At 61.6% G+C, this 14,031-nt stretch carries 13 protein-coding genes; 6 read left to right on the top strand and 7 right to left on the bottom strand.

The genetic code is table 11. The annotated features are described in order from the left end of the window. Positions 1 to 988 precede the first annotated feature (988 nt). The 3 genes from RAD15_RS30650 (at position 989) to RAD15_RS30660 (ending at position 2,235) form a co-directional block, all read left to right on the top strand. Entirely contained in the window at positions 989 to 1,363 is a 375-nt protein-coding gene (locus RAD15_RS30650; RefSeq protein ID WP_458182032.1) for a hypothetical protein, read from the top strand. 183 nt (positions 1,364 to 1,546) lie between these two features. Beyond that, positions 1,547 to 1,834, top strand: coding sequence for a hypothetical protein (locus RAD15_RS30655; RefSeq protein WP_458182034.1), 288 nt, complete (start codon positions 1,547 to 1,549; stop codon positions 1,832 to 1,834). A 152-nt stretch (positions 1,835 to 1,986) separates the two neighbouring features. After that, the gene (locus tag RAD15_RS30660) at positions 1,987 to 2,235 is read left to right on the top strand and encodes a hypothetical protein (RefSeq protein WP_458182036.1); all 249 of its coding nucleotides are present in this window, start codon (positions 1,987 to 1,989) and stop codon (positions 2,233 to 2,235) included. 914 nt (positions 2,236 to 3,149) lie between these two features. Here the strand turns inward: RAD15_RS30660 and hpnH are convergent. Both hpnH and ispH read right to left on the bottom strand, forming a co-directional pair. Next, positions 3,150 to 4,310, bottom strand: coding sequence for an adenosyl-hopene transferase HpnH (hpnH, locus tag RAD15_RS30665; protein WP_458182037.1), 1,161 nt, complete (start codon positions 4,308 to 4,310; stop codon positions 3,150 to 3,152). Positions 4,311 to 4,346: 36 nt separating this feature from the next. Further along, positions 4,347 to 5,273 (bottom strand): 4-hydroxy-3-methylbut-2-enyl diphosphate reductase, encoded by a 927-nt coding sequence (ispH, locus tag RAD15_RS30670; RefSeq protein ID WP_458182039.1) that lies wholly within the window; start codon positions 5,271 to 5,273, stop codon positions 4,347 to 4,349. A gap of 467 nt (positions 5,274 to 5,740) precedes the next feature. On the opposite strand from ispH, the gene hpnN reads away from it, so the two are divergent. Beyond that, positions 5,741 to 8,329: a hopanoid transporter HpnN gene (gene hpnN / locus RAD15_RS30675; RefSeq protein WP_458182041.1), complete on the top strand. Its 2,589-nt coding sequence runs from the start codon at positions 5,741 to 5,743 to the stop codon at positions 8,327 to 8,329. Here the strand turns inward: hpnN and RAD15_RS30680 are convergent. Continuing rightward, positions 8,297 to 8,932, bottom strand: coding sequence for a DUF2147 domain-containing protein (locus RAD15_RS30680; protein WP_458182042.1), 636 nt, complete (start codon positions 8,930 to 8,932; stop codon positions 8,297 to 8,299). The genes hpnN and RAD15_RS30680 overlap by 33 nt on opposite strands. Positions 8,933 to 9,073: 141 nt before the next feature. Here RAD15_RS30680 and hpnO point away from each other — a divergent pair, with 141 nt between their 5' ends. Then, positions 9,074 to 10,465 (top strand): aminobacteriohopanetriol synthase HpnO, encoded by a 1,392-nt coding sequence (gene hpnO / locus RAD15_RS30685; protein WP_458182043.1) that lies wholly within the window; start codon positions 9,074 to 9,076, stop codon positions 10,463 to 10,465. 210 nt (positions 10,466 to 10,675) lie between these two features. Here the strand turns inward: hpnO and RAD15_RS30690 are convergent, their stop codons facing one another. Continuing rightward, positions 10,676 to 11,584, bottom strand: coding sequence for a cupin domain-containing protein (locus RAD15_RS30690; protein ID WP_458182045.1), 909 nt, complete (start codon positions 11,582 to 11,584; stop codon positions 10,676 to 10,678). Between the two features lie 130 nt (positions 11,585 to 11,714). Between RAD15_RS30690 and RAD15_RS30695 the strand changes: the two genes are divergently transcribed. Next, positions 11,715 to 12,098, top strand: a complete 384-nt coding sequence (locus RAD15_RS30695; protein ID WP_458182046.1) for a nuclear transport factor 2 family protein — start codon at positions 11,715 to 11,717, stop codon at positions 12,096 to 12,098. Between the two features lie 135 nt (positions 12,099 to 12,233). Here RAD15_RS30695 and RAD15_RS30700 read toward each other — a convergent pair whose 3' ends face one another. The 3 genes from RAD15_RS30700 to RAD15_RS30710 all read right to left on the bottom strand — a co-directional run bounded on the left by RAD15_RS30700 (position 12,234) and on the right by RAD15_RS30710 (position 14,024). Continuing rightward, positions 12,234 to 13,001: an anti-sigma factor family protein gene (locus tag RAD15_RS30700; RefSeq protein ID WP_458182047.1), complete on the bottom strand. Its 768-nt coding sequence runs from the start codon at positions 12,999 to 13,001 to the stop codon at positions 12,234 to 12,236. Further along, a complete protein-coding gene (locus tag RAD15_RS30705; RefSeq protein WP_458182049.1) occupies positions 12,998 to 13,546 on the bottom strand; it encodes a sigma-70 family RNA polymerase sigma factor in 549 nt (182 codons plus the stop codon). Before RAD15_RS30705 ends, RAD15_RS30700 begins: the two co-directional genes overlap by 4 nt. 142 nt (positions 13,547 to 13,688) lie before the next feature. Beyond that, positions 13,689 to 14,024 carry a cupredoxin domain-containing protein gene (locus tag RAD15_RS30710; protein WP_458182050.1) on the bottom strand — a complete coding sequence of 112 codons (336 nt, stop codon included), beginning with the start codon at positions 14,022 to 14,024 and terminating at the stop codon, positions 13,689 to 13,691. Between the last annotated feature and the right edge of the window lie 7 nt (positions 14,025 to 14,031).

Genomic DNA, 14,031 nt, shown 5'->3' on the forward strand with positions numbered 1-14,031 from the left:
AATCGGATTTCATCAGGGCCAGCGGTCATAAACCCCGCACCAACAGGCCGGACATATGACCGAAGCAGACCAACTCGTTCGATACTTCAAAAAGCGCTTGCCAATAGGGGCCGTCCACATATGACGATGCGGAGGCAATGTGCCCGGCCCACTCACACTCTGCAGATCGGCGACGAGTGTTTGCGTTACTGGTAGACGAGCCCGTTAGGGTTGCGTCGACGGGGCGGTGCACTAAGATGTCACGTAACGGCTATTTGGGGATCAAAGCCTCGCCGCGCCGCAGGAGACGTATTGCGGTCTGTCAGATGAACAAGTTCCGATGGACGGCCAACTCGTTCAATCAAGTTTCGATATGGTCCCGAGCATGACTGGCCAAAGCTCCGCCAACGTTCCGTCAGACATCAGCTCTGACCTGTTGATCGAACCCAGCCATGCAATCAATCGCGGTTGGAGCATAAGCTCTCTTGAAGATAGGCTGACGCTTAAGCAGCTTTCCGCTCTAGTAGGAGTTCAAGGTACCAAGCAAGAAATCTATGCTTATTTCAGTATCGGCGCGTCGAGTAAGATTGTCGCTATAAATCCTGACCCGAGAGCGTCTTGAATTTTCTCGCAGAAATGGTCGGGGGCGACGTGTGTATTTACGACTCGCCCAGCACCTTTCTCATGACTGTGTTGGAGGGCGACATCACCATCCTGGCCGCTGCGCCGAAAACGTTTCCGAAGAGCCTCGGCGGCGCAATGAATCGAAGACGTTGGCTGGAGGTCGCTTCTCACCTGCGGAACGATCTGAAAGTGAGATTGCTTACAAAGTACGCAACCTCCGTAAATTGCGTATAGCTCGGATGGTTAGAGCGGATGCGAAACCCATCGATTTGAATTGTCGTGGTGATGGGTTTCGCGAAGAGCTCAACCCATCCTACGGCCCTGGCGGAAGAGTAATAAACGGCAGCGTTGCAATCGGCAGTTTTAGCGGCGTGATACGTTTGCCATGAAAGAAAAACCAACAGAAACAACCCAAATGACTTCACTCGAGGCTTCAATACTGAGAATGTATTATGAGCGGTACAAGAATTATAATTTTCCTGGCTCTTCAGAAATCAGCGTATTGAGCAGAGTAAACACGGGATCTGGTCGATATACGCGTCTATTCAGTTCGAATGAAATCGGCGTGCCAGATGGACAACTTGATGTCGGCTCTTTTGGGCAATTCAACATGGACGGCTTGCCTCATGGGGCTTCCTTTTGGTTGTACATCAAAGAACATAGATTGGATCAGTTGGAAATCGCCGTGAATGGTGGTGAGCAATGGGACGGCAAAGAATTTAATTGGAAGATTTGCAATCCTGATACTGGTGAATTCTGAGCGACACGGTCAGCAGCTCGCAGGGTGGGTGGAGCGGGAGCGACGCCCATCGACTTGAGTTGTGGCGGTGATGGGTTTCGCGAAGAGCTCAACCCATCCCGCGGGGCAAGATGCTTCGGATATGTTACGTTGCCGCAAAATGAACTGGTCTTGAGTTTCTAGTTAGCTGAAGGCGCGTGTGCAATGGCAGGACCGATATTCACCGGCCCGCAACTGGCGGCAGCCGCGACGGCGCTAACGCGCTTCAGGGCTGAAGAAACAGAGTCAAATTTGGCGCGCTTCATCATTGAAGTGCGCGAGACTGCAGAATTCTTCGAAGTAATGTTCGGGCCCGAGCATGTTGACGTATTCGATCCGGCTACTGGACAAAAAGTGATAGTACGCGGAGGTGGAAATGTTCACGGTCGAGCCGTGCACTATTTTGTTTCCAAGGATAGTGGCGAGATCGTCAAGAGACGCCTCTCTCGCTAGATAGTCGACAGAGTTGCGGTGACCATTGCGAGATTGAGCAGATAATGCCGACAAGGCACTCAAATTGACGTCGCGTTCGATAGCTGCGGTTTCGCGAATAGCTTCATCAATCCTAGGACGATCGCCATAGTTCGAGCTGTGAAAGAACCCTCATGCTCAAAGTTTTTACAGATTTTAACGCGCAGGCAGAGGGCGGTCTTTGCTGGAATTTGAAGTGTGAGAACATTGATCTCGAAAGGAGAATTGACGATCTGAAGCTGCGCGCGGGAGACAAGGTCCTTCTGTTTCAAGATGAAGATGATTTTGAAGTGACCGCTGTCCTCGATTATAGGTATGTTGAAGTCCTGTCTCGAAAGGCGTGGGTCGCGATTCCGGATTGGTCCACGGTAGTAAGAAAGTAGACCCAAGCCAGCCGCACGATTGGTCAATTGCGGTGACGCTGCACTCAATTGGCGGCGTGTGCTATGGCGGAGCGTCACCAAATGATGGCTCGTAAGGTGGGTGGAGCGGAAGCTCGTAGGATGGATTGAGCCGTTGCGAAACCCATCTCTTGCCGGTCACCGCTCTCCGCAATCGCGGTTATCATCTGACGGACCGCCCGCCCAATCGGCTGGATAGCTGCTAGATTTGATCTGCGGTGGTGATGGGTTTCGCGAACAGTTCAACAGCATCCTGCGGGATGCTTTGCTGGCGCGAGCACCTCAGTACAGCCGCCTGTAGCATTGTTGAATCTCCTGGTTCTGATTGTCCTGGCTTGGGCAGGAGCGCGATTAGCTTCATCGGCACGACTCAATTGCAAGACTTGGTTTTTGTGCAGGCCAGAAATTACGGCGCCGGAATGAGGATCGCTCGTCCATCGAATGTCGGGAAAGCGGGAGCCGGTGCACCGCGCGAGGAGTTGGTCGCAATCCTCGAAACGGCCAGCACGGCATAGTGCCACTGTTTTGCCCGACGCGTCAAATGGAATTCGTGAAATGCGAAATTCACGTCGACCCTGAATCGCGCCCGACTGACGTCGTGTCAGCTTGCGAAAACGACCCCGCGCCGCAGATGCCGCGGTCCTCGCCGGTTTGCTTCTGATTTGCTCGACGCGGCAATGGCTTGGCGGAGCGCGTCCGGTGCCGGCCGGTAGTCGTGGTTCTACTGTGCATGGGGTTGTTTTTCACTTTTTTGCGGGAGGGCTCCCCGGCCCGGCAAAGGAGGCGCGTTGGGCGGCGCATCGTGCTGCTTGTCCTGCGCTTGCGCTGAACAAAAGAAAAGGCCCGGTCGCGATGGCGACCGGGCCTTTTGTGTTTTGATGTTCGTCGTCCGCGCTTTACGCGGCCGTCGAAGCCTTCTGCGCAGCCTTCGCCTCGGCAGCCTCGGCCTCGTCCTTGCGAATCTCCGACAGGCGCTTCTGCACTTCCGCCGAGAAGATGTACTGCGCCGGGCGCTGCTTGGACATGTCGATCTCCGGCACCATCGGGCCCGAGGTCTTGATGCCGCGCAGCGACACCCACATCGCCTTGATCGGGTTGTTGAGCGCTGCGGTCGCCGCGGTCGGCTCGTAGCCGCAATGGGCCATACAGTCGGCGCACTTCTCGTACTTGCCGGTGCCGTAGGTTTCCCAGTCGGTGGTGTCCATCAGCTCCTTGAAGGTTTTTGCGTAGCCTTCACCGAGCAGGTAGCAGGGTTTCTGCCAACCAAAAATGTTGCGCGCGGGCATGCCCCAGGGCGTGCACTCGTATTCCTGGTTGCCGGCGAGGAAGTCGAGGAACAGGCCGGAATGCATGAAGTTCCACTTCTTGCCCTTGCCCATCGCGAAGACGTCGCGGAACAGCTTCTTGGTCTTGGTGCGGTTGAGGAAGTGCTCCTGGTCCGGCGCGCGCTCATAGGCGTAGCCCGGCGACATCGAGACGCCGACGCCGAGCTCGACGGTGAGGTCGAGGAACTTCGCGATCTCCTCGGCCGGATGGCCGTCGAAGATGGTGGCGTTGACGTTGACGGTGAAGCCGCGCGCCTTGGCCGCCTTGATCGCGGACACCGCGCGGTCGAACACGCCCTTCTGCGACACCGCCTTGTCGTGGTGGTCCTTCAGGCCGTCGAGATGCACGGAGAAGAACAAATAGGGCGAGGGCTCGAACAGATCGAGCTTCTTCTCGAGCAGCAGCGCGTTGGTGCAGAGCGAGACGAACTTCTTGCGCGCCACGAGGCCGCGCACGATCTCGCCGATCTCCTTGTGGATCAGCGGCTCGCCGCCGGGAATGGCGACCATCGGCGCGCCGCACTCGTCGGCCGCGTCCCAGCACTCCTGCGCCGTCATGCGGCGGTTGAGGATCGCATCGGGATAATCGATCTTGCCGCAGCCGACGCAGGCGAGGTTGCAGCGGAACAGCGGCTCCAGCATCAGCACGAGCGGATAGCGCTTGCGGCCAAGCATTTTCTGCTTGAGCAAATAGCCGCCGATACGCATTTCCTTGAAGAAGGGGATTGCCATTACAAGTTTCTTTCTGGGCTTTTCAATTCGGGTGGGTCAGCTCGCGGCCAGTTCGGCCGGAAGCCGGAATTCAATGTTTTCCTCGCGGCCCGGCAGCACCTGGACCTTGACCGGTCCGATCCGCCGCATCGCTTCGATCACGTCATCCACGAGTACCTCGGGCGCCGAGGCGCCGGCCGTGACGCCGACGGTCCCGGCATCCTTCAACCACGCCGGATCGAGCTCGCTGCCGTCGGCAATCAGATAACTCGCGACGCCGGCCTCAGTGCCGATTTCGCGGAGCCGGTTCGAGTTCGAGCTGTTGGCAGCGCCCACCACCAAGATCACGTCGACCAGCTTGCTCAAGTCCCTTACCGCAGATTGGCGGTTCTGTGTCGCATAGCAGATATCCCGGATATCCGGGCCTTGAATATCTGTAAAGCGGGCCTGGAGGGCCGAAATGATGTCCCTGGTGTCGTCGACCGAGAGGGTGGTCTGGGTGATATAGGCCATTGGCGTATCCGCAGGCAATTCGAGGGCGTTAACCTCTTCGACGCTCTGGACCAGCAGCACGGGGGCGGGAACCTGGCCCATCGTGCCCTCGACCTCGGGGTGGCCGGCATGGCCGATCAGGACCAAAGTGCGGCCCCTGGTGATGTAGCGCTTCCCCTGATTGTGAACTTTCGTGACCAGCGGGCAGGTGGCATTGAGCACCGGAAGGTCGCGCGCGGCGGCCTCTTCCTCGACGCTGCGGGCGACGCCATGGGCGCTGAAGACGGTCACAGCCTTCGCCGGCACCTCGGACAGCTCCTCGACGAAGATTGCCCCTTTGTTCTTCAGGCTCTCGACGACGTATTTGTTGTGCACGATCTCATGGCGCACGTAGACGGGCGGGCCGTACTTCTCCAGCGCCCGTTCCACGATCTCGATCGCACGCACCACGCCCGCGCAGAAGCCGCGCGGCTGCGCCAGATAAACTTCCATGGGACGTCCATCACGCAAGTTGCATCAATCCGCTTCGTTAGGTCCCCGGCGGCACTCCGGCACTGACCAATGAGTTGCAATATCCGCACCATTGGCCTCGCGCACGCGGTAGCCGCCCACCCCCGGCGGGGCTCCGGCGCATGGAGGCGCAATACTTTGTGTCAAAAAATCGGCGGCAAGGAAAGGTGGAATGAACTTTGGTTCCCGCGCTCGGTCAATTTTCCGGTACCATGGTAGAGTGGGGGACGGAAGCGGGTTGGTGGCAATCTGCACCCGGCCGTCCGCCACTTTCCCGCCTCAACTCCCCGGCTATACCGACCGCCCCGCATGATTTTGCCACGGTCTCCCGCCGTTTACCTCGAACCTTCTTGCGGCGAGAACCACTCAAAACAGCAATAGGTTTCGTCTGGGAACTCCGATAAACAGCGGGCGTTTCCGGCAAGCTGTTAACCGCAGAAAGAAAAGAAGTGCTGCAAAGCGTAGTCGTTGCCATCGTCAGGGCCTGCACCCGGTTTGCCTCCCTCGTCGTCGTTCTCGGGCTCCTGCTTGCGGTGGGCGCGGGCTATTACGCGTCCCAGCACTTCGCCATCAACACCGACATCAATTCGCTGATTGCCCAGAATCTGGACTGGCGTCAGCGCGACCAGCAATTCGACCGCGCCTTCGACCGCGATGCGACCATTACGGCGGTCGTCGAGGCCAAAACGCCGGAGATGGCGAGCGCGGCGGCGGACGCGCTCTATGCAAAGCTGAAGGATGACAAGGTCAACTTCCAGTCGGTGCAGCAGCTCGGCACCGGCGAGTTCTTCGAGAAGAACGGCCTGCTGTTCCTGCCCACCGAGGAGGTCGGCAAGATCACCGGCCAGTTCGAAGCCGCAGCACCCCTGATCGAGATCATGGCGGGCGATCCCTCGATCCGCGGCCTGACCGGCGCACTGGAGACGGGCCTTGCCGGCGTCAAGCGCGGCCAGGTCAAGCTCGACAATACCGCGCGGCCCTTCAACCAGATCGCGCAGACCGTCGAGACCGTGCTCAACAAGGGCAGTGCGAGCTTCTCATGGCGCGAGCTCGTCAGCGACGAGCCGCTGTCGGATTCCGACAAGCGCGCCTTCATCGAGTTCAAGCCGATCCTCGACTACAACGCGCTGGAGCCCGGCAAGGGCGCCACCGACGCGATCCGCAAGGCCGCGGTGGATCTGGATTTTGCAACCAAATTCCAGGCGCGGGTGCGGCTGACCGGCCCGGTCCCGATCGCCAACGAGGAATACGCCACCGTCCAGGAAGGCGCGGTCGTCAACGGCGTCGGCACCGTCCTCGTCGTGCTGCTCATCCTGTGGCTGGCGCTGCATTCGGCGAAGATCATCTTCGCGGTGTTCATCAACCTCTTCGTCGGTCTTGCGCTGACGACCGCGGCCGGCCTGATGATGGTCGGATCGTTCAATTTGCTGTCGATCGCGTTCGCCGTGCTGTTCGTCGGCCTCGGCGTCGATTTCGGCATCCAGTACAGCGTTCGCTACCGTTCGGAGCGCTACAAGCACAACGACCTCTCGGGGGCGCTGGTGCTGGCGGCGAAGCGCTCGGCGGTGCCGCTGTCGCTGGCGGCGATGGCGACCGCGGCCGGCTTCCTCTGCTTCATGCCGACCGATTACAAAGGCATCGCGGAGCTCGGCCAGATCGCCGGCGTCGGCATGCTGGTGGCGTTCCTCTCTTCGATCACCGTTCTGCCGGCCATGCTCAAGCTGCTCAACCCGCCCGGCGAGCAGGAGCCGGTCGGCTACGCCTTCCTGGCGCCGCTCGATCACTTCCTGGAAAAGCACCGCGTGCTGGTCGTCGGTGGCACGCTGCTGCTGGCGCTCGCCGGCCTGCCGCTGCTCTATTTCATGAAGTTCGACTTCAACCCGATGAACCTGCGCAATCCGCACGCCGAATCGATCGCGACCTTCCTCGATTTGCGCAAGGACCCCAACACCGGCGCCAATGCCATCAACGTGATGACCACGTCGGAAGAGCAGGCGAGGCAGGTCGAAGCGAAGCTCGAGAAGGTGCCGGAGGTGCTGCGGGTGATGTCGCTCAACAGCTTCGTGCCCCAGGACCAGCAGCCGAAGCTGAAGCTGATCGCGCAGGGGGCCAAGGTGCTCAATCCCGCGCTCAATCCGGACCAGATCGACGCGGCCCCGTCGGACAAGGAGAACGTCGATTCGCTGAAATCCTCGGCCGATAATCTGCGCCGGACCGCAGGCGACGCGAAAGGCCCGGGCGCGGTCGCCTCGCGCCGCCTTGCAGACGCCCTCGAGAAGCTCGCCAATGGCGACGAAGCCACGCGCAACAAGGCGCAGGACGTGTTCGTCACGCCGATGAAGATCGTGTTCGACCAGCTCAGGAACGCGATGCAGGCCGGGCCCGTCACCCTGAGCTCGCTGCCGCCCGACCTCGTCAGCGCCTGGAAGAGCAAGGACGGCATCATCCGCGTCGAGGCGCTGCCCAAGGGCGATCCCAACGACAACGACACGCTGCGCAAATTTGCGGCGGCGGTGCTCACTGCCGAGCCGACCGCGATCGGCGGGCCGGTCTCGATCCTGAAATCCGGCGACACCGTGGTGAAGGCGTTCATCCACGCCGGCGTCTACGCGCTGCTGGTGATCGGCCTGTTGCTGTGGATCACGCTGCGTCGGTTCGTCGACGTGCTGATGACGCTGGTGCCGCTCCTGGTTGCCGGCGCGGTGACGCTCGAGATTTGCGTGTTGATCGGCCTGCCGCTCAACTTCGCCAATATCGTCGCGTTTCCGCTGCTGCTCGGCGTCGGCGTCGCCTTCAAGATCTATTATGTCGTGGCGTGGCGCTCGGGCAGAACAAACCTGCTCCAGACCAGCCTGACGCGCGCGATCTTTTTCAGCGCGTTGACGACGGCGACGGCGTTCGGCAGCCTGTGGCTGTCGAGCCATCCCGGAACGTCCAGCATGGGCAAGCTGCTCGCACTGTCGCTGGTGACGACGCTTGCCGCAGTGCTGCTGTTTCAGCCGGCCCTAATGGGCAAACCCCGCAATCTCAGGGAGTAGGCAGATGTCGCCGACCGGATCGGCGGCGCTCTTCTGACCCGGCTTGGCGGCGGCCGCAACGCTCTTCGGCGCGCCTGTCGTCGGAGCAGGAGCGGTGACGCCCGTAGTTCCCGCAGCTTTCGGCGCCGGGCCGGCAGGCTTCGGTGCGCCCTTGGCCATGGCGTTGGCGGGACTCAAGGGGATCGGCGGGCCGACCCGGGTCCAGGTCTCGCCACCGCAGAGGAAGCCCATCACGCAGCCCTTGATTTCGAGCTGGTCGGTACCGGCCGGCGTGATGGTCGCGCTGTAGAGCTGGCCGTCCTTGGCGTTGTAGACCTGTCCTTCCCACTGATCGACGCCGGACTTCTTCTTCATGTCGATCAGGGTGGCCATGCCCAGCGTCGGCCTGTTCTGTTTCGAGACATCCGGATTGTTCTCGTCGCGGCCGCCGGGCTGCTTCTCCCAAGAAACCGCGCCCCACATGCTGCCATTGCATTGGGCGACGCGAATATTGGCGACGCCGTCGGCGACCCGCCAATCGCCGGTGGGATCAGCGGCGAGCGCAGGGGTCAGGCCGGCGTAACCGCCAGCCAGGAATAATACGGTGTAAAGGGTCAAACGCATGAGTGTTCCTTGGCAGTGCAACATGGTCTAAAGCTGTGCTTGCGAAGATGGTCCGAAAAAGGGCAAAAGGCCGCACAGACCGTTTCCAGTAACGGTCCGTTTTCAGTTGACGAGACGGCCCTCAAGCGAAGTATGTAGCGGATGCACAGTCCAAATCCAGACATGTCTCAGCTGTTCGCGGACCGGCAGGCCCAGCGCAGCGCCCTGCATAATCGGTATCTGAACGAGCAGTTTGTCCGGGTCCTCAAGACCATCGGCTACGATGTCGGCTTCCAGAAGGGGCAGGGGCAGTACCTCTACGACCGCGAGGGCGCCCGCTATCTCGACCTCCTGTCCGGTTTTGGCGTGTTTGCGATCGGGCGCAATCATCCGGTCATGCGCGAGGCGCTCAAGAGCGTGCTCGACGCCGACCTGCCCAACCTCGTCCAGTTCGACGTCTCGGTGCTCGCCGGCGTGCTGGCCGAGCGGCTCCTGAAATACGTCCCGTATCTCGACAAGGCGTTTTTCGCCAATTCCGGCGCCGAATGCGTCGAAGCGGCGATCAAATTCGCCCGTGGCGCCACCGGCCGTCCCGGCATCGTTTATTGCGCCCACGGCTATCACGGCCTGACCTATGGCGCGCTGTCGCTGACCGGTGATTCGAACTTCCGCACCGGTTTCGAGCCGCTGTTGCCGGGCTGCACCCCGGTCCCGTTCAACGACTTGGCTGCGCTGGAAAAGGCGCTTGCCTCGCGCGAGGTCGCCGCCTTCGTCGTGGAGCCGATCCAGGGCAAGGGCGTCAACATGCCCACGGACGAGTTCCTGCCCGGCGCCGCCGCGCTCTGCAAGAAATACGGCACGCTGTTCGTCGCCGACGAGATCCAGACCGGAATGGGCCGCACTGGCCGCTTCCTCGCGGTCGAGCACTGGAACGTCGAGCCCGACATGGTGCTGCTGTCGAAGTCGCTGTCGGGCGGCCACGTGCCTGTTGGTGCGGTGCTGACGCGCAAGAGCATCTTCGACAAGATCTTCAACCAGATGGACCGTGCGGTCGTGCACGGCTCCACCTTCTCCAAGAACGACCTCGCGATGGCCGCCGGGATCGCCACGCTCGACGTCATGGAGTCCGAGAAGCTGATCGAGTCCGCCGCCAAGCGCGGCGCCGAGTTGCGCCTCGCGCTGACGCGCATGGTGCCCGGCTACGAGCTGCTGAAGGAAGTGCGCGGCAAGGGCCTGATGATCGGCATCGAGTTCGGTCCGCCGAAGTCGCTGCGGTTGCGGGCCTCCTGGAACGTGCTGGAAGCCGCCAACAAGGGCCTGTTCTGCCAGCTCATCACCGTGCCGCTGTTCAAGGACCACAAGATCCTGACGCAAGTCGCCGGCCACGGCAGCCACACCATCAAGCTGCTGCCGCCGCTCACGATCACGGAAGAAGACTGCACCTGGATCGAGAAGGCGTTCGACGACGTCATCGCCGGCAGCCACAAGGTCCCCGGCGCGATCTGGTCGCTCGGCAAGACGCTGGTGGACAACGCGGTGCGGCGGTCGGCGTAAGCCGATCGCTCAGGCCGCTTCAGGCTTGTTCACAGGCTCGATACGATCGAGCGCCTTGCAAGATCGCGTTTGGCGATCTGGATGTCGTAATGGTTCTGAAGATTGAGCCAAAGCTCGGCCGTCGTGCCGAGCGACCTGCCAAGCCGAAGCGCGGTGCATGGTCTTGAAGACCGCCTCAGTCGTGTTGTCCCGGAAGGGGCCGATCACTCGTCACGAGCCACCGCCTCGATAGCGTCCCGGCGATCGTCCAAACACGCGGCTGAACGCCTTCGAAAACGCCGGTCCGGACTCGTAGCCGACGGCCCGCGCGATCTCGTCGATGGAGCGGCCGGTTTCACGCAGCGCCTTCGCCGCCAGGCTCATACGCCAGCGCGTGACATAGGCGAGCGGCGGCTCTCCGATGAGTTGCGTGAACCGGCGCGCAAAGGTGGCGCGGGAGAGCAGCGCGTGATCCGCGAGCGTCGCGACCGTCCAGTCGTCTTGCGGTTGCTCATGGATCAGCCGCAAGGCGCGCGCGATGGCGGGATCGCTCGATGCGCCGAACCAATTGGCCGAGCCCGCAGGCTGGTTGTCCATCCACACGCGTAACAGCAGAACCAATGCGCTGTCGAGCAGGCGCGATGCTATGATTTCGGCGCCGTTGCGGCGGCCCTTCGCCTCGACGCGCAGCAGTTGCAGCACCAAACGCAACGGCTCGTTGGCATCGACCTGCCGAGCGGTGAGATGGATCAGGGGCGGCATCAGCGACACCATGGGATGAGGCCCGGTCTCATCGAGCTGATACTTTGCACACAGTAGCATCGTTGCATCGGGCGCCCATTCCGTCTCATGGCTCGGGGCGACGGACAGCGCCTCGCGAATGGCAACGATCGCGGCATCCGACGGGTCGCTCAGCGCGTGACCTATGCCGCTCGCGACCAGGACCACGTCGCCGGGCGAGAGACGAATGGGTTCGTCGCCGCTTGCCAGCCTCAGCCAGCAACGGCCCTTGAGAACGACGTGAAGCGCGGAGTTCCGCTGCGGATCGACGCCGATACCCCAGGGACGGCGCAACACCGCTATTCCGAGAAACGCGCCACCGATGCGATACGACGCCAGCACATCAGCTATTGCATCCATCCCGTCCGCTCCTGCGTCCTGATCGCCGCTGTTTGAGACGATCGGATATGACTTTGCAAGTCTCGCACATCGACGGCGACCTTCTCGTCAGTCCAGAACACATGACAGCGATCACATTGGAGACAAGACGATGAGCGAGATCATTTCGGCAAACAAGGTCATCGTGCGTGACTTCCTGGAAACGGCGATTAATCAGGGGGATTTCGATGGCGCCGCAATCCATTTCGGAGCGCGCTATGTCCAGCACAACCCTACGATCGGAGACGGCGTCGAGGGCATCCGTAAACATTTGTCCGAGCTTCGCAGGCAATTTCCGGAGCTGACGGCCGAGATGAAGCGCATCGTCGCCGACGGCGATCTCGTCGTGGCGCATGTTCACGCCAGGCGCACGTCTACGGACCCCGGCCTTGCTATCGTCGACATTTTCCGGCTCGAGGACGGCAAGTTGGTCGAGCATTGGGAGGTGCGGCAGCCCGTGCCCGACGCCGCGTTGCATGACAACGGGATGTTCTGACTGGATTGATCGTCGGAAAGTTCGGGCAGCGTCACCGTCGCGGTCGCGAGGGAAGGGCGAGCAATCCAGAATCCTTCCGAGGCGACGCTCTGGATTGCTTCACTCATTAGCGTTCGCAATGACGGAGGATGCGCCTTACCCCTCCACATTCGCCTTCATCGCCGCCTCGAACTTGTCGACGAACTCGGCGAGTTCGTCGGCGCCGATATCGCTGACGGCCCAGAAGTTCAGGCCGCGCTCGCCCCAGCGGCGGCAGTTGAAACCCTGCATGGTCTGGGTCTTCGGCGGCCGGTGCTCGGTGCTCGAGGTTTGCGACACGAACAAATTGATCACGTGTTGCCGGCGCTTGTAGACGACCGCGCCGATGGCGCGGGCGTCGATATAGTCGAGCCGGCCGCCGACCAGCGTAAAACCTTGCGTGGTGAGATCGATCACGGGCGGGGCGACGTCGAGCTTGCCGTTGAACCAGGGTTTCACCGTGTGCTGGTCGGTGGAGACGACGTCAGTGAGGTGGCCGGCCTGGAGCGAGCGCAGGTGCGCGGAGACGACCTCCGACAGGATGCGCTGCTGGTCGTCCTGGCGCAGCACCACGGCGACGACGCCTGTTGCCGCAAGCGCGGAGACGGCCGAGCCCATCGCAAAGCCGCGCAGCACGGAGCGGCGCGTCGGCTGCTGGCGCTGCGGTTGCGGCAGTGAGGCCTCGATGCGGGCGCGCAGGCTTGCCGGCGCGGTGTAGCGCAAATCGGTATCCGCGAGCACGCGCTGCATCTCGCGCTGTGCAGCGAACTCGGCTGCGCAGTCCGGGCAGCTCGCGATATGCGCTTCGACCTCGCGCGCATGGCCGGCATCGAGCTCGTTGTCGAGCAGCGCATGAAGCAGGATTTTTGCTTCGTCGCAGGTCATTTCGCTTGCTCCTCTTCCGCCGTCCAGGCCGCGCGCAGCATGGCGCGGGCGCGGGCGAGGCGGGACATCACGGTGCCGACGGGGGCGCCGACGGCCTCGGCGATTTCACGATAGGACAGGTTGTTGATCTCCCGCAGCACGAATGTTTCCTTGAACGGCTCGGCGAGCGCGTCGATCAGCTTGCGGATGACGCCGGCATCGCGACTGCGCAGCACTTCGGTCTCGGGACTTGCCTCGCTCTCCTGCCATATCGGCGTCTGTTCGGCGGCGCCGGGCGTGTCCTCGATTGCGCTGGGCCGGTGCGCGCGCCGCGCATATTCGGCGTTGCAGACGTTGCGCAGGATCGCGAACAGCCAGGGCTTCATCGCCGGGCCGCGATAGCTGTCGAAATGCTTCAGCGCGCGCAGATAGCACTCCTGCACCGCATCCTCGGCGTCGGAGGCATCGCGCAAGAGGTAGCGCGCGAGCGTGTAGACGTCGTCGAGATAGGGCAGCGCCGCCTCACGGAAGCGTTGCGACTTTTGCACATCGTCGGTGGCGGGCATCGCTCCTCGCTTTGCCTCTTGTTCTGCCTGTGGCTTCGTTCCGTCCCTGTTCGTTTCGCCCGGGTGCGTGACCGCGGGCACACGAGCCCGGCCGGCGTGGGACCACCGGCCGGGCAAGACGTTGATGCCTCGGTTGGCGATGTTACTCAACCTTGATCATCCCCGTCATGTGCGGATGTAGCGAACAAAAATACTTGTAGTCGCCCGCATTGGTGAAGGTGAACGAGAACTTATCGTCGGTGTCCAGGGTCTTGGACCTGAATTTTCCGGCCGACACGATGGTGTGGGGAATGTCGTCCCGGTTGGTCCAGGTCACGGTGGTGCCGGTCTTGATCTTGAGCTCGGCCGGCTGGAACACGAAATTGTCGATATGTATTTCCATGTCGTCGGCACGCGCACGTGTTGCGGGCAACAGGATGGCCGCGGCCATGGCAAGACCGAGGTCGACACCGAAGTCGCGGCGATTGAGGGTCTTCATGTCAGCT

This window comes from Bradyrhizobium sp. 14AA, assembly GCF_054185205.1.